Source organism: cyanobacterium endosymbiont of Epithemia turgida isolate EtSB Lake Yunoko, from assembly GCF_000829235.1.
Lineage (GTDB): Bacteria > Cyanobacteriota > Cyanobacteriia > Cyanobacteriales > Microcystaceae > Rippkaea.
This window is the reverse complement of the sequence record NZ_AP012549.1, coordinates 2,708,582-2,733,855: the sequence shown is the minus strand read 5'-3', so window position 1 is coordinate 2,733,855 and position 25,274 is coordinate 2,708,582. Positions and strand designations below refer to the sequence as shown.

Here is a 25,274-nt window from a genome sequence, read left to right as displayed (position 1 = left end):
TTTTTATTAAAAAAGTTTTATTTTTAATAAATATTTCTTGTTCGAAAGGCTATATATTTTGATCTTAAACTTTTTTGAGTAATATCATTTTCTCTACCTGTCCAATCGACTACTGTCGTTTATGTCTATATTTGCCTATCTGCTGGTCTTTAATTTTAATTTGTGACCTAATTTTTTAGGCAGTTTATTGGTTGATAATTTTATTTTCATAAGAATCAACTCTAATTATATTAAGAGAAGGTTTTTAAAAAGTTGATTTATAAAATTTTTAAAAAAGAAAATGCTATCTTAAAAAGATAGTAAACTAAGAGGTGGAACTAAATAATATTTTCTATACATCATTTCTCTCTAGACTATTGCCCTCTTATTCTAAGTTAGTTTTTATAACTATATTTAGTATTATGTAGTGTTAGTAGATTTATATCAAAAAATGATGGTGATAATTGAAAAACAGGAAAATTTTAAGAAGGAGCAAAATAGTCAGAAGCTTGGGAGGAAGAAACTTTAAAAAAGATTAAAAATATTTCTCTATATTTAATAAAATCCTATAAATATGAATAAATTAATGTCATAAACTTAAGTGGCAGCAAATACATATCACATCATCAAATAAGTCAATACTTAATTAAATAATTTAAACCCTCTTAAATAATAAACTATAGAACTTAAAAATCAAGTTAAGATTAAACAAATCCAGCATCAAAGAAATATATATAAGTTAAACTAGACTCATAAAATTAAACCCGTCTCTAAGAAATACATCAATTATCAGAAGAATTTAGAATAATTCTAAAAAAAATAGAACTAGGTATCAAGACTGTTAAAATAAATTGAGTGGTATAGAAAACCTTGCTAATTAGGGATAAAACGCTATTAAAGAGGTTTTAAATAAGAAAAAATATTATCTTTTTAGCAAGGAACATTAGAAGATATAAACAATAAATTTGAGTTAATTTAAAAGAGATCTTATGGATTCATAAATTTTACTAATTTTTAACTCTGAGGGTTCTTAAATAAGTATTTAACTAGTTTATTCTATATGGGCAGTTCGGCAAAAACACATTTATAAAAAAATTTATTGTAAAATAAATTAATTAAAACAATATATAGATCCAAAATAATTTGCTTTTTAAATATTAATTGATATTTACTTACTCAACTAACTAACTCTAATTGAGATCCTTGATTGTCTTTATATACTTCAATACGACATTGAAAAGCTTCTTTAAATCGCGGCATGTGAGTGACACTAAAAATACAAGAAAAGTCTGAAGCGATAGCATTAATTGCAGCAATTAATTGCTCACAACCTTGAGCATCTTGTGTGCCAAATCCTTCATCAATAATGAGCATTTGTACAGAAGTTCCTGCCTGTTGTGCTAGTAATTTTGCTAAAGCTAAACGAATAGAAAAATTAATTCTAAATGCTTCCCCGCCCGAATAAGTTTCATATGAACGAGTTCCTTGAAAATCAGAAATTAAAATATCTAAAGTCTCAATAATTTTTGTAGTTTTCTTTCGAGAACTACCACTACGTCCTTGTCTTTGAGTAAAGAATTGAATATGAAGTTGATTATCCGTTAATCGAGTAAGAATTTGATTAGTTTCAGCTTCTAATTGAGGTAAAATATTTTCAATCATTAGTGCTTGGATGCCGTTTTTTCCAAACGCTTTAGCTAATTCTGTATAAACACGATATTTCCTATAGATATCTTTAAGCTGTTTTTTATCATCAGTATATTGTTGTTTAAGGCTTTCTAATTGAGAAATAGATTGTTCTAATCTTCCTCTATTTGCTAATAATTCATCTAATTTTTGTCGTTGGCTCTGAATACTTTTTTCTAGAACAGCAATTACTTCTCTTTGATCTACTGTAGATTTTATCTTAAAAGATAAGATATCAATTTCTTGTTTAATTTTCTTTTGTTCAGTTAGGTTATCGCTCAATCGTATTTCTACAATTTCTAACCGGTTTTGTAACTGGGGATATTGTTGTTTTGCTTGTTGCAATTCTTGGAGTTTTAGTTCCCAAGACTGGGACTCACGAAGAGACTTTAGTAATTTTTGGTGATCCAGATTGTTATAGCCTAAATTTTGAATTGATTGTTTTATTTCCTCAATTTCTTGTTTAATCTTTGAAGTTTGATACAAGTCTTTGATTTCTTGTTTAAGAACAGATATTTTTTGAATAAGTTGAGGTTTTTGTTGTGAAATAATTGACTGACGGTGATTTGCATCTTCTAATTTAGCTTGTTTAACTTCTGCTTTACGCAATCGTTCGACTTCTCCTCTAACTAAAACATGGGTTTGCTCGTCATAATTGAGATATTTTAATTCTTGATTCAGAATATTAAGTTCAGATTGTAAATCTACAGCATAGCTATTTTGGTTTAATTTTTGTTCAATTTCTTTGATTTTGTCTCTAACTTGTTTAAGTTTAAAATTGACTGCTTCAATAGTTTCTAGTTGTGCTTCTAATTGTCCAAACTTTTTCTGTAATAAAGGATAAGCAGCTAAGTCTTTATTTAATTGAGTAAATTCTCCTCGCAGTGTTTTTAATTCTTTTTCTACAAGGGACATATTTTCTTGTAAAATCAAAATTTTATCTTTAATTTCTTGTTCCTGTAATTTAGTTTTACTGATGACATGATTCAGATGAGTTTCATTTAATGGCTGTTCACATAGAGGACAAGTCGAATTTGGGAGGTTTAGTTTTTGTAGTTTTTGTTGTAATTCTTCAATTTTTTCTTTAAAAATCCGCTGATTTTCCCTGAGCCTTTCTTGATACTCCCTTTGTTTTTGACCTTTTTCTTCCACTCGTTTTTGATAAACTTTTTTATTATTAAGATTTTGTATCTTAGTATAAATTTCTAGTGCAGATTCCCGTATTTTAGCAATTTTATCTACTTGGTTCAAACAATCAGTTTCAGAGATATAAAGTTGTTCTAGCTCGGCTTTTAAATTAGCCTTAACTTGTTTAATTTCAGATTGCAAACCGTAGTATCTTTGTTGAATTGGTGCAACTTTATACTGTAATCTATCTAATTCAGATAAGTGTCTACGATGATTATATAGATGTTGTAAAGTAGTTTTGACTTCATCAGAATTCTTTAGAATATCCTGCAGTTCTTTTTCCTGTTGTTCTAATATATCTAATTGAGTTTTAGCTTGATGAATTTGCAACTCAATTACACTATGTTTTTTATTTAGCTTGCTGGTTAACAATTGTTCTCTTTCAGTTTGTTCTTGATAAACTTTAAACTTAAGAGATAAGCTTTTTTCTTCTTTTTGTAATTCTGATAATTGCTGGTGACCTTTAATAATATTATCTTCTTGATTGATGATTATCATAAGACGATACATTTGTTGATTAATTTCATCCTTTTCCTTTTGTAATCTTTGTTTGTCTTCTACTAGTTTCTTATATTGTTGTTCTTGCCAATCTAATTGGTTAGACCAAGTTTTTCTCTGCTGTTCTTCTCCTTGAAGTTGCCAGAGCTTAGTTTTTTGTTTGTCTTGATTAAATTTAAGGTTTTGTATCTGTTCTACTAGGATTACTTGTTGTTCTTGAATATATTTTATATTTTCTAGTTTTTCTTTTATAGGTACTAGACTCAATTCAATTTGTTGAGATCGTCCCTGACATTGTTTAGATAAATCTTTTGCTCTATTAGATAATTCTTGATACTGTTCAAGCTGTAATAAATCTGCTAATATTTGTTTCCGTTCTGTTGGACGACGTAACATAAATTCATCAGCTCTTCCTTGACGTAAATATGATGAATTAATAAACGTTTCATAATCCAGTTTTAAGGAGGAAACTATTTTTTCTTGAGTAGCTCGTGTTCCTTTGCTAGTCAATGAACGAAATTCTCCTGAACTTTCTATTTGAAATTCTAGATGACTACTACGTCCTCGATGACGATTACGGATGATTCGATAAACTTCTTGATTACTAATAAATTGAAAATCAACTCGCACATATTTACATCCTGTATGAATAACATCATCATCAATTACGGCGCGACTTTTACCCCAAATAACCCAGGTAATTGCTTCGAGTAAAGATGATTTTCCTGCACCATTTGCACCACAGATACAGGCTGTATGTAACCCTCGAAAATCTAGGGTTGCTTCTCGATAGCTAAGAAAGTTTTTTAGTGTAAGTTCGAGGGGAATCATTCAAATCCTTATCAGTGGATAATTTCTTATTTTTACTGGAATTAGAGGAGGTATTTCCTTAGATAAATAGTTATCTATTACTTTTGTTTATTCTATCTAATAGCTACTAAATAATTCTAGCTTATTCATTAATCCAAAATTTAATAATTATTGACAACTTCATAAATTAATATCTGTTTATTATTGAAGTTTGAGGCAGGAATCATTTCCCCTCTAATGTCTAGTAATTGTACTAGGATAAGATAAGCAATCGCTAAAAAAATAGAAACTGCTCCTGTGATAATAGCAACGATTTTTCCTGAATTCATTAACAGTTACTAAATAACGTGATTTTATCAATATAACTTATTTATCCTAATTAATGATAGAGGTAGAACTAATTAATTTTTAGAAGAAGTCTCATGAAAAAATCTTTGTGATTAAATTTACACAATTGAAGTTTTCATTGAAAATATTCAGTTTAATTTTTTTTAAAAAATATTAGTAGGGTTTCGTTAAATAATAAGGATATAATACTAATTATTGCGTAATAATTGAGTCAAAGAGTTAGTTAAAAGAACCCGAAGCAAAAGTTTCTATATCGATAATATAAAGCTGAGTTTATTATCAAGTCTTAAACAAAATTATCTGCTCAATGGAGTAATCTAAATTTATATATGGAGCAATTAATTGATTGTAACTAATTATTCTCTTGTTTTTACTATATCAGGAACGCCAATCGGGGAGATATTTGCGAGCTTCTTAAGATGTTGGCAACGAATTAACTCCATAAAACTGAGACTGAAACGCCCTTCTAATTGGGAAGAGACTTCAATCGCGTCAAGGAGATTCTTCGAGGCTTCTACTGGATTGTAGCCTCGTCTAAAAGCAATTTTAATAGCTTCTTCATCAGCATCGAGTTCCCGTTGCACACCTAGATTACTGCGCCAAATTTGGTAAGTGGAAATCGCGGTCAATCCTCCAGAAACTATCATTCCTAAAATATCCCCTTGAGCCGTTTGAACTGTCAGTCCTACTAATCCGACTGCGGTGATTCCTTGATATAGATTAGGCTTAAGCCATTTAATTCTAATTAAACTGGCAGTTGCTCTTAAAAGTAGTAAATCTCGTTGTTTTTTTGGTAATTGCCACCATAAATCAAAGTTAATATATATGGGACGGCCATTTCGATTCCAGGGAGGAGAAAATGGCGCATCAATTACCTTTGACTGCTGAGGTTTGCTAATAATTTTGGTTAACATTCGCCCAGAAGCCGGCATAAGCTCCAATAATCGTCTAATCTCAGACTCAACACTCATATAAGAACTCTATCTAAAAAACTCTTTATTCTTTATTGAGTATAATCAATCTCTCCAGAGGTGAGCTTTTTTTAAACACTTTTCTAGGAATAAGATTTTATGGGAATATCAAAACCGAATAAGTATCCAGACCGTTGATGTTTTATGCTCAAAATACAACTCATTGAAATATTACTACATAGTCGTTCCAAGCTGTTTAAATTACCCGACCTTGACTTTATAGGTCATTGTCTTCCAATAGTGTAGAAAGTTATTTAACAGAAAAAATATTTCAAATTACTATTGAGAGTAGAACTAAGCTATTTTTTATAGTCCCTTGTTATTAACATGACAGATCTTGTTGTCACTGCATTTGTTTGAAAGTTCAGGAGATTATCCTCATATTGACAAAAAATTCAGTAGTTGATTAAAAATTTATTTAATTTCCTTCTAAAAAATTGTTGTAACCTTTGATATAACTAAACATTTTCGTTGGTTAGAAAAATATGACTGTTGTGCCCTTGACTTTTCCCCTAAAGACCAAGATTTTTTGTAGATTTATGATTAAACTCGATATTTATACTTGGACTTACTAACAAAGGGAAAAATTTAGAAGTTTTCTCGTCTTTTTGTCATATCAATGGTAATTTTTCCGCTATAATCAGCAATAGGAGCTGCCAGTTTACTCAAACGAATTCTAACCTGTTGAACCTTGTTCAAGGTTAGAATTCGTTTGAGCGATCACCTCAGCCATTTTTTCAACCAAGGCAAATTTTGGGGTAACAATGAAACGTTTAACTATGGCAATCACTTGACGATAATCCAATGTATCTTTAATTTGATCTCTGTTTCCCGCAGAGCTTAGATCAAGTCCTATGATTAGATCGACTTCAAACCATTGACCTAATACCTGTTCTTCTGGCAGATATCCCGTGTAGCCGTAGGACCTAATTTTAGTAATTTCAATGAATTCCATAGGTTTTTGCAATTTAATCAATATTTTTATAGTAAAATTGTGACTTTATAAAATATTATCGTTAATATACCTTAGCGTGGTCAGATTTAAGTTGACTTAAAGCGAAAACTTCCTCAAATATGAGCCCCATGAATTACCGCAAAGATAATAGTATCTCCTATAAAATAAAAAACCGTGTTAGTATCTTGGGAAGATTTATTAGTATTTTTTGGGTTTTAGAACTTTTAGATCTGTTAATTTTTAAAGGATATTTAGACCGATTTGGCATTATTCCTCATAAATTAATTGGATTGCGAGGAATTTTATTTGCCCCGTTTCTGCATGGCGGGTTAGGTCATTTAATTGCCAATACCATTCCTTTTATAGTTTTAAGCTGGTTTGTGATGTTACAAAAAACCAGTGATTTTTGGATTGTTACTTTACTAACGATGATAGTAGGGGGTTTTGGGGTTTGGTTGTTTGGGGTTCCTGGTTCAGTTCATATTGGGGCTAGTCTCCTTATTTTTGGTTATTTGGGATTTTTGCTATTACGAGGATATTTTCAAAGGAACTTCGTCTCAATTTTTCTGTCCATTATTGTGAGTTTTCTCTATGGTGGATTAGTGTTAGGGATGTTACCTTTTAGCCCTGGAATTTCTTGGGAAGGCCATCTATTTGGGTTTCTCGGCGGAGTCTTAGCTGCTAAGCTAATCGCTAATGAAAAGCAAGGTAGCCTAAGTTAGGTGGGTAACTTCAATAATTTGTTGGTTAGGTTTCCGTAATTCAGTTAAAAATGCTTGCCAAATAAATATGAATCTCCCCACCTTAGTTACGTTATCGCGTTTATTCGGATTGCCATTTATGTTTTATTTCTTGCATGATCCTACCCCATCTCATCGCTGGATTAGCGTAGCAATTTTTTTAGGATCAGCAGGGACAGACTGGTTAGATGGCTACTTAGCAAGGCGATTAAATCAAGTTACAGAATTAGGAAAATTTCTTGATCCCTTAGTAGATAAATTATTAGTTCTCGCCCCGTTATTAAGTCTAATTGAATTAGGAAAGGTTCCCTCTTGGGGGGTTTTTTTGATTATGAGCCGGGAATTGGCAATTACTAGCTGGCGAGTTAATCTAAATTTGACGACTCAAAATAGAAAAGTTCAAGAGGCAAATTGGTGGGGAAAATTAAAGACTGTCAGCCAAATAATAGCCATTGCTCTATTAATTGTTCCTCTTAGTCCTCAGTGGTGGGGTACTTTGTGCTCAATTGTATTTTGGGTTGCTGTCCTTCTAACATTAATTTCTGGAGTTAGCTATTTGTTACCACAAATATTATCAAAAACTGAGTTATCCAAGTTTTTGGAAAAGACTAATATTAAAAATAAGGCAAGAAATGCTAGTTAGAATTATATGAATTCAACTGGCAATGAGTTGGTAAGTACAAGGAAAATAACATTGCACTAATCTGCTAAAATTTTCCTAACTAGTCGTAGTTATTAACCGTTTTAATCGAATAACACTTACGAAATCAAATTTAATCAATCAGTTTCACTAACTTTTGCTTCATCTTCGTTGATAGAGTCTTCAAAGAGTCCTTGAGCAATGTATCTTGGATTTCTAAATAATTTGTTAATTAAACCTTATCTTAACTCAGAAACAAGTTTACGGTCATCTTTACTACCTAGACTTAACTTAAAAGGCAATAATTTGCTGTGGTATGTTGATGCTGTTCAAATCTTTAGTAAAAGTTATCTAGATAAAAAATGCTTCGGTAAGATCGAGACGAAATTTTATCTTCATAAGGTCATACCTCAATAAATCATGCTTCTCTTTCCTATTCTTAACTTTCCGTCTAACCTGTATTTTACCGAAATACTCCTGCCTTGACCAGGTGTTCCTGATAAACTGGCTAAAGTATTCTATCTTGTATATTTTTATCTCTTCTTAGGAATAAAAACAAACTTTATTTTCAGATAAAGTTTGTTTTTATTTACTTAATGTATAACTGACTTTTCTTTCTTGAGAAGAACAATGCTCTTAAAGATAAGAATAATTTGTTGAATATGTAAAAAACAGCCAAAAACTACTTTTTTCGTAAGAGTGTCAATGATGAATGGTTGTCAAAAAAAAAGAGAGATACCTATGTACTCTCTTTTCAAACTAAAATCAATATGATTAGTAGCTATACAATAGCTCTAGCTCTCATCAGTTTGGTAAGTATAACTTTTTTTATTCTTTATCAAAAGGATAGGCTCAATCGTTGATACTACAGTTTAACTTCAATCTCAACCCCTGCCGGTAAATCCAATTTCATTAAAGCATCAATAGTTTTGGAAGAGGGCTGATAAATATCAATAATCCTTCGGTGGGTTCTGGTTTCAAAGTGTTCACGAGAATCTTTATCTACGTGAGGTGATCGCAAAACACAATAAATCCGACGTTTAGTGGGTAAAGGAATGGGGCCTATTGCGGTTGCATCTGTTCGGTTAGCTGTATCAACAATTTTCTCACAGGAGGTATCAAGTAAGCGACGATCAAAAGCTTTTAAGCGAATCCGAATTTTTTGTTGCAGTGTAGCCATAATTTTTAGTTGTCAAGGTTCAGTTGTAATTGATAGATTAAGCCATCATTCTGCCAGCGACCAGTCAAGAATTGATAACTGGCCGCTAATCAGGGTTAAGTTGTCCTACTTGATAATTTTCGCAACAACACCCGCACCAATAGTACGGCCACCTTCGCGAATCGCAAAACGCATTCCTTGCTCAATAGCAATAGCATTGATGAGTTCCACTTTCATTCTAATCCGGTCACCAGGCATTACCATTTCCACTGCACTGCCATCATCGGCAGTGTAGTCTTGAATGGTTCCAGTTACATCGGTAGTACGGACATAAAACTGAGGGCGATAGTTCTTAAAAAAAGGCGTGTGACGACCCCCTTCTTCTTTTGTTAACACATAAACTTCACCTTCAAATAGGACATGGGGAGTAATTGAACCAGGTTTAGCCAGAACCATTCCTCGTTCAATGTCTTCTTTTTGGATACCCCTCAGAAGCAGACCCACGTTATCCCCTGCTATTCCTTCATCAAGGGTTTTCTGAAACATTTCTACCCCAGTAACAATGGTGTTACGGGTGTCTCTAATGCCAACAATCTCAACGGTTTCGCCCACTTTAACCTTGCCCCGTTCAATCCGTCCGGTGGCAACTGTTCCCCGCCCAGTAATGGAGAAGACATCTTCAACTGCCATCAAGAAGGGTTTATCGATTTCTCGCTCGGGTTCGGGTATATAGGCATCCACTTCTCCCATCAACTTCAGGATTTTATCTGTCCATTGATTATCCCCGGCAGCAAGCTTAGGATTTTCTTTTAGAGCTTCTACGGCCATCAAAGCCGATCCAGTGACGATGGGAATTTCATCTCCAGGAAAATCATACTCACTAAGGAGTTCACGGACTTCAAGTTCTACCAGTTCGAGAAGTTCTTCGTCGTCAACTTGGTCTTCTTTATTTAAAAAGACCACTAGGCTAGGAACCCCAACCTGTTTTGCTAATAGAATATGTTCACGAGTTTGGGGCATAGGTCCGTCAGCCGCCGATACTACCAAGATGCCTCCGTCCATTTGAGCAGCTCCGGTAATCATGTTCTTAACGTAGTCAGCGTGTCCTGGGCAGTCTACGTGAGCGTAGTGGCGATTTGGGGTTTCATATTCAACGTGGGCGGTATTGATGGTGATACCCCGCGCTCTTTCTTCAGGGGCTGCATCAATCTCCTCGTAGCTACGAGCTTTAGCACTACCTGCAGCAGCCAAAGTCATGGTAATAGCTGCTGTGAGGGTGGTTTTTCCATGATCAACGTGACCGACGGTGCCGATGTTAACGTGGGGTTTTGTCCGTTCAAATTTTGCGCGTGCCATTAGTCAATTGTTCCTTTTTTTGTCTTCTGTTTAAATCACAGTGATAAATTTCAGTGATTAGTAATCAGTTACCCGTAGTTCATTATTAACTATTAAGGGTTTACTATCCACTTTTCACCGTTTGCTATTCACTGTAGTAGGCGTTCCCTGTGTTTTTTGCTATGATCGCTTTGGCGACACTGGACGGTACTTCGGCATAATGGCTAAATTCCATCGAGAAGATTCCCCGACCTTGGGTTTTTGACCGGATATCGGTTGCGTAACCAAACATTTCTGCCATAGGAACATGAGCAGAAACTTTAGCAAGGCCGTATTCAGATTCCATCCCTTCGATGCTGCCACGACGAGAGTTTAGATCTCCCATGATCTCTCCTAGAAAATCTTCAGGGACTTCTACCTCAACTTTCATCATTGGTTCTAGCACAACGGGGGATGCTTTAGTGACCGCATTGCGAATAGCCATTGAACCGGCAATTTTGAAGGCCATTTCTGAAGAATCAACATCATGGTAGGAACCATCAACCAGCATTATTTTAAGATCGATGACGGGATACCCTGCAATAATACCTGATTCACAAGCTTCTTTTATCCCCTGTTCCACAGGGGCAATGTACTCTTTAGGTATGATTCCCCCGACAATTTTGGAAATAAATTCAAAACCGCTTCCCAATTCTCCTGGTTCAAGGTGAATAATGACATGCCCATATTGACCTTTTCCCCCACTCTGGCGAACATACTTCCCTTCCGCGTCACAGGGTTTACGGATGGTTTCGCGGTAGGCTACTTGGGGTTTACCCACTGTCGCCTCTACCTTATGTTCTCGCAGCATTCGATCAACAAGGATCTCTAAGTGTAATTCACCCATCCCAGCAATAACTGTCTGATTGGTTTCAGGATTGATACTCACTCGGAAGGTGGGATCTTCATCAGAGAGAGATTGAAGGGCTTTGGAAAGCTTTTCCATATCCTGTTTAGTTTTGGGTTCGACAGCAACCGAAATTACCGGTTCTGGGATGAATAAAGATTCAAGGATTATGGGCTTATTCTCATCACATAGGGTATCCCCGGTGGTAGTCTTTTTTAAGCCAATGGCAGCTCCTAAGTCTCCAGCTCTCAGTTCATCAACTTCAATGCGATCATTAGACTTTAAAACTATTAAACGTGAAAGTCGTTCTTTACTATTTTTGGTTGAGTTATATACATAAGTCCCTTTAGCCAAAACCCCAGAATAAACCCGCATAAAAGTCAGGCGGCCATAGGGATCAGCGGCAATTTTAAAAGCTAATGCGGAGAACGGTTCATCGTCTAAAGCTTTTCTCTCTTCTTCAGTTCCATCAGGTGATAGTCCTTTAATTGCTGACACTTCCAGGGGAGAGGGTAAATAGTCGACTACAGCATCGAGAAGCAGTTGCACCCCTTTATTTTTGAAAGCAGAACCACAAAGGAGAGGGACAATAGAATGCTTAAGAACTCCTAAGCGTAGTCCCTGTTTGATCTCAGCTTCAGTTAGTTCTTCTCCTTCGAGATATCTTTCTAAGAGATATTCATTATTTTCAGCTACCGCTTCAATAAGTTTACTTCGATATTCAAGGGCTTGCTCTAAAAATTCCCCAGGGATATCTGTATCTTCGATATTTTTACCTAAGTCATCTTGATATATTTTAGCCCGCATCCGAACCAAGTCCACAATTCCACGAAAATCGTTTTCACTCCCAATGGGAATTTGAATCGGTACTGAATTAGCTTTGAGGCGATCTTTAATTTGTTCGCAAACCCTGAAGAAGTTAGCTCCGGTGCGATCCATTTTGTTCACAAAGGCAAGGCGAGGTACTTGGTAGCGATCCGCTTGTCGCCATACTGTCTCTGATTGAGGCTGGACACCTCCGACGGAACAAAATACGGCTATTACACCATCTAATACCCGCATAGAGCGTTCTACTTCAATGGTAAAATCCACATGACCTGGAGTATCGATGATATTAATCCGGTGGTCAAGCCAACTTGTACTAATGGCAGCAGCAGTGATGGTGATGCCTCGTTCCTGTTCTTGTGCCATCCAGTCCATGGTGGCAGTACCTTCATGGACTTCGCCAAGTTTGTGGGCGATTCCTGTATAAAACAGAATCCGCTCGGTCGTGGTGGTTTTGCCTGCATCTATATGGGCTGCGATGCCTATATTTCGTACTTTCTCCAGTGGAATAGCACGTGCCACAGCTACCTCCTTGGTTTTGTCTAAACTAGTTTCATCTGTTATCTGTTCACACTATAGGAGAATGGGCGTTTTATCGGGCTTTAGTCACTACTCCCTGGCAAAACTAGCCCTTAATAGCGATAGTGGGCAAAGGCTTTGTTCGCTTCAGCCATACGGTGGGTTTCATCCCGCTTCTTCATTGCTCCCCCGGTTTCGTTAGCTGCGTCCATAATTTCACTGGCTAATTTGCTCGACATGGTGCGACCTCCTCTAATACGAGCATAGTGGACTAACCAACGTAATGCTAGAGTTGTTCCCCGTGAGGAACGAACCTCCATGGGAACCTGATAAGTAGCACCTCCAACCCGACGTGCTTTAACCTCTACTAAGGGGGTCAGATTTTTAATAGCTTTTTCAAAAACTTCTAAAGGTTCAGTTCCCGTCTTTTCATTGATGGACGTCATCGCATCATAGATAATGCCAGTCGCTACCGACTTTTTGCCGCTTTTCATTACTCGACGGATTGTCATACTGAGTAAACGGCTGTTATAAACGGGATCGGGGGGAACCGGTCGTCTTTTTATGTTTCCTCTACGAGACATAGCTGGGTTTTCCTCTTAAATTTAATATAGCGATTATGGTTTCCCCTTCTTCCCATGAAGAGGATAGTATACTTGGGAGACATTCGTCGTTTATGGACTTACATTATTTAGCATTGCCTTTGAATCCGATTTCTCTCTAAGAAAACTACAATCGTTGTTCAAGGCAAGACTAGGTGAAACTAAAGTATATGGTAATCGCCTAACTAAAGATAATCATACTTTTAGACTTAGTGATAATTAATAATTAGATGCACCCTATCTATAATCTTATCCTTTGGAAATTTTATCCTTGGGTCGTTTGGTTCCATATTTAGAACGCCCTTGTTTGCGATCTTTGACCCCTTGCGCATCTAATGTTCCGCGAATGATATGATAGCGCACTCCAGGTAGGTCTTTGACCCTACCTCCACGGATAAGGACAACGGAGTGCTCTTGTAAATTATGACCAATCCCAGGGATGTAGGCGGTGACTTCAAAGCCGGAGGTAAGACGAACCCGTGCTACTTTCCTCAAGGCTGAGTTAGGTTTTTTTGGGGTAGTTGTGTAAACCCTGGTACACACCCCCCGACGTTGGGGACACTCTTTGAGTGCTGGCGATTTCGTCTTCTTTTTCAGTTTTGAGCGTTCGCTGCGAATAAGTTGTTGAATAGTGGGCATGGGTAAACTCAAATTAGGGTTACAACCAACCCTTAATCATTAATATAGCCGTTGACAAATTACCATGATACCTATATTGAAGATAGTATGTCAACTCCTTAAGGCGTATTTTTTAAAAAATGGTTGATAGTAAAGGATAAACCACAACTACAGGTCGCTGCGACCTGGGGGTTAGAGAAGCGAAAACCCCCACCCATTAAGTCTTCAGCATAGTCCAAACGTAACTCTTTAAGATAGGGAAGACTGGACTGATCAATCAGCACTGAAATTCCTTCTATTTGGTAGAGATAATCGCTGTCTTGTCGGGTTTCAGACAATTCAAAAATATAGTATAGTCCCGAACATCCTCCTTTGTTTACCCTTAGTCGAAAGTAATTGTTGACTTTCTGACGGCTGCTCTGCATTCGTTGGACTTCTTTAACTGCGGCTGGTGTAATTTGAATCATAATAACTGCAAAGTATTGATTTTCAATAATTTTAATACTAGTTCTGGCATCCGTAATTGGATATTGGCTAACTAGGCTACAGTTGTGGAATTGAATTTTCATTCAAGACGTTATCCGCTTTCTGACAAATTACTCATAGGTAATATTTTCGGGGGAAGAAACTCCTTATCCAGAACTATTGTTTCTTCTCTTACGAGAGACCTAAAATTAGGATAAGAAAATAAACATTAAGAAATGTAAGGATGTTCGTAGCATAATAATTATGAATCAGGGTTACCGCAGTAGAAGATGTAATTAGAGCTGTTGGCATAATCTCGACTCTATTAACCGAAGAAGCAAGAATACGATACAACCTCTCTTAGAGCGTAACAGTAGCTTTAGGACCGGGAATGACATGGTGGTTATTACTTGCCTTAAGTGTGAAATGGCAAGATTATCGTGTCAATTTTCGTATTAAAAGCGATATACGAAGTTTTTGGGGTATATTTGCGGTTATATAGGACTTTATAAGGTCATGTAAACTTTTAAACTTCAACTATTTTCATATGGAATTGCCCCCCAATGTTATCAGTCAACTTGATGTTGGGAGAGCTATTGGTCAAAACGGGGCTTTTTATGTAGTATGCAGTTATCTCTATGTAACCATCCTAGAACTGGTGTTTAATGATGCGGGAAATGATGTCGTTCACTATTTGGTGACTTCGGAACAAATCCCTTCAGCGTTCAAAAATGGACTTGTTTTAGTCTCTATAGAAAATAGGTAATAGATAACTCCAAGAAAAATTGCTTATTTATTTATCACTAATTTATTTTTCTTATGTTCGTTCTTCAATTTTTTTGTACTGGTGGAAAATATCACTATTAGTCTTTTATCTCAACTTAAACTAGAGAATTTACAACAATTAAAAGTGCTGAAAACCTTTAGATAGAGTTAATTGTTGGGGAGGATGTCGTTCTTGATTATCAACTAAAATCACGTTTATTTCTTCTGTAATTGTTCCAATAATAGCAGCCCCATTTCCTAACCGATTCACTAATTTTTCGGCCAATTCTAAGGGTAGACAAAGAACTAATTCGAAATCTTCTCCCCCATACAAAGTCCAATATAAAGCTTCTTCTGGTGACATCCATAGTAATGAATTTGGAGGAGACGCAACTTGCGAGCGATCTAGTCTTGCTCCCACTCCACTCATACAACAGATTTGCAGAACTCCATCAGCTAACCCATCACTAGTGTCTATTCCGGCCACCGATGTTGTTTCCATTATTTCCCAAAGCAGTGGAAGGACATCTAAGCGAGGACTGGGGCGTTGGTGGGCTTCGATTAAGGCGTTTAGTTCAGATTGGGAGAGATTTTTGCCTAATTCTGGATTGAGCAATAATTGTAATCCTTTATAAGATTTCCCATGAGTTCCTGTCATCAGGATAGCATCTCCAGGTTGAGCTGAAGAACGACGAATAACACGGTGAGGCACAACAGTTCCAAAAGCCGTGATACTTATGGTAGCGACCCGGGAACGACAGATATCGCCACCAACAATGGGGGTTTTATACCGTTGCAAACAATCGGTTAATCCTTGATAAAGCTTTTCTACCCAAGTTACCCTCAACTCCCCTGGTAAAGATAATCCTACCGTAATGCCAATGGGAGTGGCTCCCATTGCGGCTAAATCAGATAAATTAGCCGCCGCAGCACGCCATCCTACGGTTTCAGGAGGAGTAGTCTGATCACTAAAATGAACCCCATCTACTAAAACGTCAGTAGTTACTACTAATTGTTCTTGAGAGTTGACCGATAAAACCGCTCCATCATCCCCGATAATATTTTTAGAACAAAAGGGCTGAAGTTTTTTTAATAACCCCTGTTCACCAATATCGTTGACAGATTGGTTGGATTTCATTTTTTCCCTCAAACAATTTATAGTATCTATACTATAAATTGTTTGAGCTAGAATAATAGTCATTTGTTAATAATTATATACCAGGTAAAAAATAAATGATTTACCATTATTAATTAAATTATTGGTTTTATTATTAATAATAATGTCTAATATTGAAAATTGATGTGGGATAAGCTTTTATCTTTGTTTCTTGAATTGTAGGGACTAGGAACATTGTAATTAAATTGTCTGAATAATTTGGCAGAAATTAACCTAATCTAGCTTTAGACACACTAGAATAATCTTAACTCAATCTATCAGGAGATTTTTGTGGCTCTATACGCGGACTTACATCGTCATTTAGGAGGATCTGTGGTTCCTCGCATTCTCTGGCGATATTTTAAACGCCATGACTTAGAAATGGCACGGCTATTTCCTGAATATCCAGAATTTGAAAAATTTTACACCCGTAAACGTAATACCCTCGATGAATATCTAGAGTTACACACTCTTGTCGAAAAGGTTCAAACCGAACAAACCCTTCCCTATTTTATTTATCGATTGATTCGAGGGGCTTATATTTTTGAGAATTTAGCCTATCTGGAGTTGCGCTACACCCCTTATTTACGGACCCCCGACCATCTGAACCAATCGAAACGTATTGACAGCATGAGAAATATTGTTGAAATTGTTGGAAAAGCGACTCAAGTTAAAGAATATCCGATTATTATTAGCCAGATTCTTTGTATGCATTCCCGTTTACCCTATGAAGTTAATAAAGCAATTATTGATTTGGCAGCTAATACAAAAGATTATGTCTGCGCTGTTGATATAGCAGGAGGAGACTCTCATTACGGAGAAAGATTAGGAGAGTTTATTCGTTTGTATCAATATGCTCATTCTTTAGGGTTAAAAACTACTGGACACCTTTACGAAACCCCAGATGGTTGTTATCGAGAACTTCTCCCTTATCTAATGCGCATTGGTCACGGGATTCAAATACCTTTAAAATATCCTGAATTATTATCAGAAATTGCTCAATCAAAACAATGTTTAGAAGTATGTCCTACCACTTATTTAAAGACAGGAACACTAGAAAATTTAAAAGAATTAAAAATTATCTTTGATCGTTGTTTTGAAGCAGGAGTTGATATTGCAATTTGTACAGATAATGCCGGATTACATAATGTCCGTCTCCCCTTTGAATACGAAAATCTATTGACTCAAGATGTTATTGATTTTAACCAATTACAAGCTTGTCAAGATTCAGCTTTTCGTCATGCGTTTGCTTGGCCTCATAAAGAACCTCCTGCTTCTTTACTTACTGGATTACTCTCAGATAATTCGGAAAATAAAAATTTATTATTGGTTTAATTTCTAATTAATTAAAGGATTTTTTAGACTTATTAGGTAAACTTTGATTTGTTCTTTGTTTCGACGTTTACAAAAAATAAAAAACTTTATATATCATAAGTATGCGAGTTGCTATAACCTAACCATTAGGTAGGAGATAGTCAGATTTTACCTCAATATAATTAACTCAAACTTAGTTTAATTGACTCTTCTAGACTGGCTATAACTAAATTATAATAAACAAAAGCTTAAATTCTTACTTTGGCGAAGGGTTATTTTTTTAAAAAATAATTTTTGGGAGTTATAATCCACATGCAAAGTAAAACTATTAGAAGTTATAGCTACTAATTATTTTTTAATAATTAAATTATTAAGGTAATAGCTCAATTCGGAATATTTATATTATTTCTTAATAAGAAGGTGAATCATGAAAGTGATATAGATATTTTAATAATGTTTGAACTAAATTTAAAACCTTGTGATATTTTAGTTCTACTAAACCTGTTATGTAAAAATTAAAAATATAAAGAAAGAGTTTGATTTTCAATCATGGGCTTATTAAAAACTATTTTTCCTTAAAAAGATAGTATTTTACGTATAAATTAAGTTATATAAACTGGCTTGAAATTTTTACTTAATTTATACTGATAGTATCGGATGCTTAACTCAGTTTAATCAACGAGATTATGAATTTAAAATAACTCACTATTATCAGCTTGCACATGGGTAACCCCAAAATTATATTGTTGCGTATCTTCGATGTATAGTCTACAATGACTATATTATAAACTTCGATAAACCATTATATCTTTGTTTTTGTTTTCTGAGCAAGGGATTTAGTTAGTTGATACCAATCGCTCAAACAATATTATTGTTTGTACATACAAATTAGTTCGATTATTTTAACTACACAAGCAAAGATAATTAACACAAATTTTTAGGATACAATCTCCAAAAAAGTGAAGATTTATTGTGGTAAAAATCGAATAGCAGGAGATGCTTACTGGTATTGTTTTAATATTTTTACTAAGGCAAATTATAAAATAACAATTTTAATAGAATAAACTTCTGATCTGATTATATTTATGATAAAATTTTAAAAAAGAATACAGTGACCAACTAATAGTTAATATCAACTGAATATTCAAGAACAATACTTGTAAACATTTTTGTTTATAGTGACTTTAGATGAATACTAGATCATAAAATAGGTTTTCAAGAGCATAAATATCTATAACAAAAACCTGATCAACTATTTTTTATTAATCAATTGAAAATTATCTTATATTTTTTTATAATATATTTTAATATATATAATTATATTTTGCCATAAAATTTATATTTTAGTTTGCAACCTAACCCACATTAAGTATATAAAATTATAGTACTAAAATAAATAAAATTAATTTCAAACTATTTCAGTAACTTAGCTAAAATTAACGTAAACAACATCCATAAAAAAGTAGATATAGTGTTTTTAAATTTTATTTAACGTATGAATAACCTCGGTATAATTATTAGCATTTTTGTTGAAAACAAGAGCTAAATAAGGCAAATAAATGTAGTAACTTCCACAAATGTTTGTTATCGATTTTTATCCCAAATTCATCAAATCTCTGATATCAACCGAGAAACTAATTGCATTAATGCTGAAGAGAGAAAAGCTCAGAAGAAAACTAATGTATTACATAATACAAAATTAAATTCCATAATGAGGAGTAATGTCATAGTATTACTACTATTTCTATTAGTCGAGGAATTTTTCTCACTTTTAATCTCTCCATTGTTCAACAATGCTTAAATGTAGTAAACAAAAATAAAACGGCATCTAATTATTCTTATATTGATTAGCTTAATTTTTAAATTAAAATTATTGAATAAACGAGATATATCATGAAAATTTAATAGTAACTCAATACTGAAAGTAACAACAATAGTGACAAAAAACAATAAGCTATCGAACAGAAAAAAACATTTTTAGTTTTTAGTTATAATCGGCTTGTTCTAAGGTATAATTTTTTGTGTTGGTAGGGTAAAACTAATAAATTATTGCAAATTAGATAAAAATTAAATCAAATAAAACTTTTTCAAGAGGAAACTAATTTACATATTTATTAAATTTCCTACCGATTGGTAACTTTAATATTTTTTAGAAAATATTTTGTATCTTATTTACTATAAAGAATGATTGTATCTTCGTTTCTAACTCCTCCTCATTTTGTCCTAGCTTCTGCATCTCCAGCACGTCGAAAACTATTACAAACCGTTGGGATTGATCCGATTGTCCGTCATAGTGAGTTTGACGAATCCCAAATAACATGCAAAGATCCTATAGAATTAGTCCAAACCTTAGCTCACTATAAAGCTAAAACTGTTGCCCCTTATTTTCAAGACTGCCTAATTTTAGGGTGTGACTCTTTATTAGTAGTGCGGGGAGAAATTTACGGAAAACCTAACTCGTCTGAAGAAGCGATCATCTGTTGGCGAACAATACGGGGAAACCAAGGGACATTGTATACTGGTCATACAATTTTTGATCAAAGACAACAAAAAACTTTGATTCGTTGCGGTATCACCCAGGTTTACTTTGCTAATTTAAATGATGTTTCTATTGAAGCTTATGTTGATAGTGGAGAACCGCTCGAGTGTGCTGGATGTTTTGCCTTAGATGGAAAAGGGGGTTTATTCATTGATAAAATCGAAGGGTGTCACAGTAATGTCATTGGTTTAAGTCTTCCTTTGCTCAGACAGATGTTAGAAGAATTAGGGTATCAATGTACACAGTTTTGGGGTAATCCGTAAAGTCACTAAAAATTAAATTTTTCCTAAATATAAATAATACTTTTGGTAGGATACAATACATGACAAATCTCTAATGAGGAAAGAAAAAAAGTTTATTATTACTACCACAGACTCAGTCAACATTAATTATTCAATCGAAACTGATGACCTTTGAAGTGATTTTTACCTTTTCTTATCTTAAAGTTGTTAGAATATCTTTGTTCAACCATTTTTTTGACAAGATTTTTTTTATTACAATTTAATTGTAATAATTATTTATGCTTCTTCTTTAGATGTTTTTTATTGTTAATTTTGTTATATTTACAATATTGTCTTTTTATGAAACCCTGAATAAAATCGATGGTAACATAAAAATGTATCAAAAAAAATATTAGACAATTTTATACTATTTAAAATTACATTTATCTAGGAAACAAAAATAAGTTTAAAACTGGGTTATGCTGTGGATAAATATATTCCCGCGCGTATATACCCAAAATACCTTTTATCTGACTATGATTTACTTCCAAATTAGACTGTATTGTAATACATTTATTAATACAATAATAGTGCTCTTAATATCTAAATACACTTTTTTTACATAAACACATTTTGTAGTTTACATGTTAATGAGTCTAATTTAAGAACATTTAGATTCATTAAAATGTGTGCTTACTACACTTTCAAAAGTCCCGTGTTTAGCATTCAATTAATAGATTTCTTCTTTAATTTTAAAAATTAAATTTATACTACTACAGTGTCTATAATTAATTTATTATCAACAGGATTTAAATCTTTAATTTTTATTTCATATAATTTATTATTTGTCTCATAAATTAAATACCAGTATCTCATGATTTTTATTATATTTTTGATACCAAGTATATTATACAATTTTATTTAATTATTTTTGTACTTCTTATAATGCTCTTTTTGTTAGGTATAATTTTTTATTTTAGATCTTTATTTTACTAATCAAGTTTATTGAAAATACGGTTCTCTTGAACAAATTATGTAATAATAACACTTGAAAAGTCAGAGTAGGAAACGGAGAACAAATTTTAACTTGTTAGTTTTTCGATAAAATTAATGATAATTATACTTTCCTCCTTCAATAAAGAAAGAATTATTTATACTTCTTTGTTCGAGTATAGTCCTACCTTTGGAGAAAAAAAGATAAGTTTTGTTCTTCATTTACTCAATCTTGTACTTTTGTTTAAAAAGTATTTTTTCTTTTCTTATATTATCTTCCATTATTTCTATGCTATTCTAGCTTAAATTGAGATGATTCTCCTCCTAAATTGTTAAATAAAACTGTATATTTTTTTAGGAAAGATTTTAGTGAGTAAATCTCACTTTTCGGAGAGACTTATGCCTTTTTACTAAACTCCAAATTATTAAGTCTTTGGAATAATTAATATCTTACTTTTTTTTGATTTTTCTTTCTTAACTGTTTTTTATTCCCTGTTTTCTATTCCTACCTATCAGCTCACTATTCTAAATTCAGTAGAAGCAGAAATACAAAACTTACAAACTTAAGCAATCAACAACCGTTTCCTCGGATAACTTCTGCAAAAGAAATTACGATAGATGGGATGACAATCATATGAATTGCTAGGCTTTGAAATAAAAAACCTGTTTTTATACAAACTTTTATGAAAAAGAATTGAATTTACTACAATTCTGTTCGCCACTTACAAAATTAAAATTTGTTGACAATACTTCTATTTTTTATGCCTCAAATTCTTTGCCATATTTCTGTGTTTACTAGAGTAATTTTAATTTTTTTAAGAACAATTATTGTCCTACATCGTCGAGAAACTCTTCAATCTCTTTGTTACTTAAATGACAACTTTGACTAGGAACAAAAGAAGATGAGTCCACTACAGTAGTTACCAAATCCCAATCTCTAGATTTATCTTTTTTAAAATCTTGCTTTAATTCTTGAACTTCCCGTTCTAAGGATTCAATACGGTCTAGCAGCAATCGTACTACTTTAGCTTCTGAATCAGGAAGATTATTATGAGCTAAAGGATTAACTCGAACTCCTGATTGATAAATGATGCGCCCTGGAATTCCAACCACAGTACAATCGGAAGGAACATCCCGTAACACCACTGATCCTGCACCAATGCGGACATTATTACCAATTGTTAAATTACCGAGAATTTTAGCACCCGCCCCAACTACTACATTCTTACCAAGAGTGGGGTGACGTTTGCCTGTTACTTTACCGGTTCCCCCTAAGGTAACTCCCTGATAAATCAAGCTATTATCCCCAACAACAGCGGTTTCCCCAATCACTACTCCCATCCCATGATCAATAAACACTCCTTGGGCAATTTTCGCTCCTGGATGAATTTCAATTCCGGTCAAAAAGCGACCTAGATGGGAAATAAATCTGGGAATGAAGGGAAGGCCAAGGCAATATAAGGAATGTGCAAAGCGATGACAAACTAAGGCTTGCAAACCTGGATAACAAACAAGAACCTCTAACCAATTACGGGCTGCGGGGTCACGCTCAAAGATGATGCGAAAGTCAACAATGAGAGAATATAGCACCAATGGTTTCCTATTGTAACAATACAAATCCTCATTTTATTTTATCATTACCTCTGTAGATTTATATCATCAAGGGATTAAGGTTGTTACAATGGGATTACTAAGTACACAACTTTTAGTCATATAGATTGTTGAATTTACTTTCACTTGTCGGGAATAAATAGTATCTAAAGTTATTCTATTGTTTACCTTAACAGAGCTGTATTCTAAATACACCTAAAGGAGCCAAAATAAAAGTAGTATAAGCTAAAAGTGAGGATAAGGATGAGCTGCGATAAAGAAGCAACGAAGTCCATAAGGAATGGTAACGAATGTAGAAGCAATTTCAAACTCTGCTAATTTTTTTCTTTTTACATCATGGAGACTTCATCCTCTCAAGGCTATCTATAACTTATTCTTTATTCATATATTCATACCACTATAAAATCTTTTCGAAAGTTGTTGCCCCTGATCTCTAAAATCGATAGGGAGGGTTATCGATCCTTAGGTTTTTTCAGGACCAAAGGAAACTTTTGCCAGCTTCAGCCGCCGTGAAACTTATCTTAAAAATTGGTGTTTTGCAATATAAAGTCATGGATTTAGAATAGTCTACCAACACTGCCAAATTATATAAAGACCTTAAACTCTATAGTTTTTTTCTTGACTCTACAAGTTCGACATCTGTCAAAGCAACATCTCCATGTTTATTCTCACGTTGCCGAACAATTTTTGTGAGATATCTTCAAAATTGAGAATAGGAAGAAATTTATTTAACACATGAATTAAACATTACCTAAAAGTCTTCCAGAAGAACTCAAACATAATTGACAATCGAGATACTTTTGTCCTACGCTATCGCAGTCTAAACCCCAAAATTTTCCTTGGTGTTCACCATACAAAAAATAGCCAAGAGCCTTTAGTTGTTATTTGCCGTTTTTTCTGGGATATAGTTGTTTTTACGCTCTTCAGGTTTTATTTAAATCTTATTATTTTACGATTGTCTTAACTGAACATTCTAGGAGTGATATTAACGCTATAATCAACTACTTCTGTTATTATTAAATTAAGTAAAATTTTGCTATTGACGGAACTTATTGCTCTTTTTTAGAATATTTTAACTGAATTGAGGGTTTTGAATCCACAAAATTTCCATATCATAGAGAAATTCAATACCTAACAGCTCACTTTCTATCAATGTCATTGGCTATTTAAAAAATATACTATTTTAGCTTTAGCAAGTGCGTCGGTCAACTTTAAAGTATTAAAGCAGTTTTGCCTGCCATGGGGTCACTCCTTTGCGGTTGTCCTCCAGTTGATTGCTTCCAATGTACTGCGGTGCGGCAAAACTTCCCTGCGGGACCAGAAGATTTAAAAAAAGATAGTCGCATTAAACGATGACTTTTTTGATGCGACTATTGGCAATGTTTTGGCAAAAACCCTTCACAAGTTATTGTACTAACTCTGATACTATCTTTTTCTGAAGATGGTATTGATTATCCCTACTATTCACTTTGAGATGCAGCCGTTTTAATAATTCTCCAGGAAAAATACTTAATTTCAGTTTTATGAGCTATCAACATAAGTATTATGCACATAAGCAATTTTGATAGTCTAGTTGCTCAGAAAACCTTAGTACAGGAGGTGATAGGAGATGAAGTTGGACTAGTGCTACAGGGGATTAAAGTAACTAATGTGGCATTTATTTCGACAACTTACGCTTCATACTATCCAATATCAATCTTTTTTGATATCTGATTATCTCGAATTCTTTTCTGAGGATAATATCTGCTTGAGTTTAGGAACTTGATTCCCATAAAGTATTAATACTTAGATTAGTGTTCATACTTTTTACCTTCAACTATTTTAGATTTAAACTACTTTGAACGGTGTTTTATCAACGCAAATAAATCATACTTAAACTTGAATACTTTGCTAGATAACTGAATACTTTCTTTAAAAGTTTATAAAACACTTATCTTCATACATAATTAAAAGATATAAACATTTACTGAAATCAGCAAACATGATACCAACTACTAAAAAAAATACGATAGTTTAGTCCAGACATCTTAAGATGGCTAAGCTAGTAGGTTAGCAGAAATTAGTAGAACATTATTCTTTTAGAGGATTGCTCGATAATACCTTTTATATTAAGGAATAGGCTATTATCTTTGCCCTGTGGTACGGGTCATTACAACGAGTTATTTTTGTGCAAAGGAGTAAGTTCTGTTCATGATAGGGCTTGAATGAAATACATTAGCCGATGAGTATATTTTCTTTGAGTAGGACAATATTAAATATTATTATCCGCTAGCTTTATATGACCTAGGTTTTGGCATATAACTTCTGGACTATGCTCACCGGGGGAAGATTCTTTCAAACCATTGAACGTTATCTCAATAATGATGGGTAGTTTATTGACATCAAGATAATTGAGTGAATTTTCTAAAAACCTATTTATCCTATAAAAAGTACGGCTTTAAAAAGCGATGT

At 33.8% G+C, this 25,274-nt stretch carries 18 protein-coding genes and 1 pseudogene; 6 read left to right on the top strand and 13 right to left on the bottom strand.

The genetic code is table 11. The annotated features are described in order from the left end of the window. Window positions 1–1,155: 1,155 nt before the first annotated feature. The 4 genes and pseudogenes from sbcC to folB form a co-directional block, all read right to left on the bottom strand. The gene (sbcC, locus tag ETSB_RS08540) at window positions 1,156–4,182 is read right to left on the bottom strand and encodes an exonuclease subunit SbcC (protein WP_044107449.1); all 3,027 of its coding nucleotides are present in this window, start codon (window positions 4,180–4,182) and stop codon (window positions 1,156–1,158) included. A 140-nt stretch (window positions 4,183–4,322) separates the two neighbouring features. Beyond that, entirely contained in the window at window positions 4,323–4,490 is a 168-nt protein-coding gene (locus tag ETSB_RS10090; protein WP_171816445.1) for a hypothetical protein, read from the bottom strand. 375 nt (window positions 4,491–4,865) lie between these two features. Beyond that, on the bottom strand, window positions 4,866–5,480 hold the full coding sequence (locus tag ETSB_RS08535; RefSeq protein ID WP_044107448.1) for a DUF3318 domain-containing protein: 615 nt from the start codon (window positions 5,478–5,480) through the stop codon (window positions 4,866–4,868). Window positions 5,481–6,068: 588 nt separating this feature from the next. Further along, window positions 6,069–6,435, bottom strand: a pseudogene (gene folB / locus ETSB_RS08530) (dihydroneopterin aldolase). A 128-nt stretch (window positions 6,436–6,563) separates the two neighbouring features. Between folB and ETSB_RS08525 the strand changes: the two are divergent. Together ETSB_RS08525 and pgsA are read left to right on the top strand one after the other, a co-directional pair. Beyond that, window positions 6,564–7,157, top strand: a complete 594-nt coding sequence (locus ETSB_RS08525; RefSeq protein WP_044107447.1) for a rhomboid family intramembrane serine protease — start codon at window positions 6,564–6,566, stop codon at window positions 7,155–7,157. A 67-nt stretch (window positions 7,158–7,224) separates the two neighbouring features. Continuing rightward, window positions 7,225–7,818 (top strand): CDP-diacylglycerol--glycerol-3-phosphate 3-phosphatidyltransferase, encoded by a 594-nt coding sequence (pgsA, locus tag ETSB_RS08520; RefSeq protein ID WP_044107446.1) that lies wholly within the window; start codon window positions 7,225–7,227, stop codon window positions 7,816–7,818. A gap of 862 nt (window positions 7,819–8,680) precedes the next feature. Here the strand turns inward: pgsA and rpsJ are convergent. From rpsJ to ETSB_RS08485, 6 genes are all read right to left on the bottom strand, one after another. Then, window positions 8,681–8,995: a 30S ribosomal protein S10 gene (gene rpsJ / locus ETSB_RS08510; RefSeq protein ID WP_044107444.1), complete on the bottom strand. Its 315-nt coding sequence runs from the start codon at window positions 8,993–8,995 to the stop codon at window positions 8,681–8,683. Between the two features lie 105 nt (window positions 8,996–9,100). Continuing rightward, a complete protein-coding gene (gene tuf, locus ETSB_RS08505) occupies window positions 9,101–10,330 on the bottom strand; it encodes an elongation factor Tu (protein ID WP_044107442.1) in 1,230 nt (409 codons plus the stop codon). Between the two features lie 124 nt (window positions 10,331–10,454). Beyond that, window positions 10,455–12,542 (bottom strand): elongation factor G, encoded by a 2,088-nt coding sequence (fusA, locus tag ETSB_RS08500; RefSeq protein ID WP_044107440.1) that lies wholly within the window; start codon window positions 12,540–12,542, stop codon window positions 10,455–10,457. A 110-nt stretch (window positions 12,543–12,652) separates the two neighbouring features. Further along, on the bottom strand, window positions 12,653–13,123 hold the full coding sequence (rpsG, locus tag ETSB_RS08495; RefSeq protein WP_044107439.1) for a 30S ribosomal protein S7: 471 nt from the start codon (window positions 13,121–13,123) through the stop codon (window positions 12,653–12,655). A 267-nt stretch (window positions 13,124–13,390) separates the two neighbouring features. Beyond that, window positions 13,391–13,780 carry a 30S ribosomal protein S12 gene (rpsL, locus tag ETSB_RS08490; RefSeq protein WP_044107437.1) on the bottom strand — a complete coding sequence of 130 codons (390 nt, stop codon included), beginning with the start codon at window positions 13,778–13,780 and terminating at the stop codon, window positions 13,391–13,393. 98 nt (window positions 13,781–13,878) lie between these two features. Beyond that, window positions 13,879–14,328: a HesB/IscA family protein gene (locus tag ETSB_RS08485; protein WP_332403816.1), complete on the bottom strand. Its 450-nt coding sequence runs from the start codon at window positions 14,326–14,328 to the stop codon at window positions 13,879–13,881. A gap of 443 nt (window positions 14,329–14,771) precedes the next feature. On the opposite strand from ETSB_RS08485, the gene ETSB_RS08940 reads away from it, so the two are divergent. Next, window positions 14,772–14,990, top strand: a complete 219-nt coding sequence (locus ETSB_RS08940) for an Hsp33 family molecular chaperone HslO (RefSeq protein ID WP_052470651.1) — start codon at window positions 14,772–14,774, stop codon at window positions 14,988–14,990. A gap of 138 nt (window positions 14,991–15,128) precedes the next feature. Here ETSB_RS08940 and thiL read toward each other — a convergent pair whose 3' ends face one another. Further along, window positions 15,129–16,127: a thiamine-phosphate kinase gene (gene thiL / locus ETSB_RS08475; RefSeq protein ID WP_044107436.1), complete on the bottom strand. Its 999-nt coding sequence runs from the start codon at window positions 16,125–16,127 to the stop codon at window positions 15,129–15,131. Window positions 16,128–16,436: 309 nt separating this feature from the next. On the opposite strand from thiL, the gene ETSB_RS08470 reads away from it, so the two are divergent. Further along, window positions 16,437–17,480 carry an amidohydrolase family protein gene (locus tag ETSB_RS08470; protein WP_044107435.1) on the top strand — a complete coding sequence of 348 codons (1,044 nt, stop codon included), beginning with the start codon at window positions 16,437–16,439 and terminating at the stop codon, window positions 17,478–17,480. A 2,163-nt stretch (window positions 17,481–19,643) separates the two neighbouring features. Beyond that, window positions 19,644–20,261, top strand: coding sequence for a Maf family protein (locus ETSB_RS08465; protein WP_044107434.1), 618 nt, complete (start codon window positions 19,644–19,646; stop codon window positions 20,259–20,261). 1,776 nt (window positions 20,262–22,037) lie between these two features. Here ETSB_RS08465 and cysE read toward each other — a convergent pair. Both cysE and ETSB_RS10555 read right to left on the bottom strand, forming a co-directional pair. Next, on the bottom strand, window positions 22,038–22,802 hold the full coding sequence (cysE, locus tag ETSB_RS08460; protein ID WP_044107433.1) for a serine O-acetyltransferase: 765 nt from the start codon (window positions 22,800–22,802) through the stop codon (window positions 22,038–22,040). Window positions 22,803–24,034: 1,232 nt separating this feature from the next. Beyond that, the gene (locus ETSB_RS10555) at window positions 24,035–24,169 is read right to left on the bottom strand and encodes a hypothetical protein (RefSeq protein ID WP_269763994.1); all 135 of its coding nucleotides are present in this window, start codon (window positions 24,167–24,169) and stop codon (window positions 24,035–24,037) included. A gap of 199 nt (window positions 24,170–24,368) precedes the next feature. On the opposite strand from ETSB_RS10555, the gene ETSB_RS10085 reads away from it, so the two are divergent. Further along, entirely contained in the window at window positions 24,369–24,536 is a 168-nt protein-coding gene (locus tag ETSB_RS10085; protein WP_171816444.1) for a hypothetical protein, read from the top strand. Window positions 24,537–25,274 lie beyond the last annotated feature (738 nt).

What these genes read in the sequence shown, in the direction of transcription:
- ETSB_RS10555 (WP_269763994.1), bottom strand. Translation starts at nt 24,169, where the DNA reads ATGCGACTATCTTTTTTTAAATCTTCTGGTCCCGCAGGGAAGTTTTGC.
- thiL (WP_044107436.1), bottom strand. Translation starts at nt 16,127, where the DNA reads ATGAAATCCAACCAATCTGTCAACGATATTGGTGAACAGGGGTTATTA.
- ETSB_RS08525 (WP_044107447.1), top strand. Translation starts at nt 6,564, where the DNA reads ATGAATTACCGCAAAGATAATAGTATCTCCTATAAAATAAAAAACCGT.
- ETSB_RS08465 (WP_044107434.1), top strand. Translation starts at nt 19,644, where the DNA reads ATGATTGTATCTTCGTTTCTAACTCCTCCTCATTTTGTCCTAGCTTCT.
- pgsA (WP_044107446.1), top strand. Translation starts at nt 7,225, where the DNA reads ATGAATCTCCCCACCTTAGTTACGTTATCGCGTTTATTCGGATTGCCA.
- rpsG (WP_044107439.1), bottom strand. Translation starts at nt 13,123, where the DNA reads ATGTCTCGTAGAGGAAACATAAAAAGACGACCGGTTCCCCCCGATCCC.
- ETSB_RS08940 (WP_052470651.1), top strand. Translation starts at nt 14,772, where the DNA reads ATGGAATTGCCCCCCAATGTTATCAGTCAACTTGATGTTGGGAGAGCT.
- ETSB_RS08535 (WP_044107448.1), bottom strand. Translation starts at nt 5,480, where the DNA reads ATGAGTGTTGAGTCTGAGATTAGACGATTATTGGAGCTTATGCCGGCT.
- ETSB_RS10090 (WP_171816445.1), bottom strand. Translation starts at nt 4,490, where the DNA reads ATGAATTCAGGAAAAATCGTTGCTATTATCACAGGAGCAGTTTCTATT.
- rpsJ (WP_044107444.1), bottom strand. Translation starts at nt 8,995, where the DNA reads ATGGCTACACTGCAACAAAAAATTCGGATTCGCTTAAAAGCTTTTGAT.
- ETSB_RS08485 (WP_332403816.1), bottom strand. Translation starts at nt 14,328, where the DNA reads ATGAAAATTCAATTCCACAACTGTAGCCTAGTTAGCCAATATCCAATT.
- sbcC (WP_044107449.1), bottom strand. Translation starts at nt 4,182, where the DNA reads ATGATTCCCCTCGAACTTACACTAAAAAACTTTCTTAGCTATCGAGAA.
- rpsL (WP_044107437.1), bottom strand. Translation starts at nt 13,780, where the DNA reads ATGCCCACTATTCAACAACTTATTCGCAGCGAACGCTCAAAACTGAAA.
- tuf (WP_044107442.1), bottom strand. Translation starts at nt 10,330, where the DNA reads ATGGCACGCGCAAAATTTGAACGGACAAAACCCCACGTTAACATCGGC.
- ETSB_RS10085 (WP_171816444.1), top strand. Translation starts at nt 24,369, where the DNA reads ATGCACATAAGCAATTTTGATAGTCTAGTTGCTCAGAAAACCTTAGTA.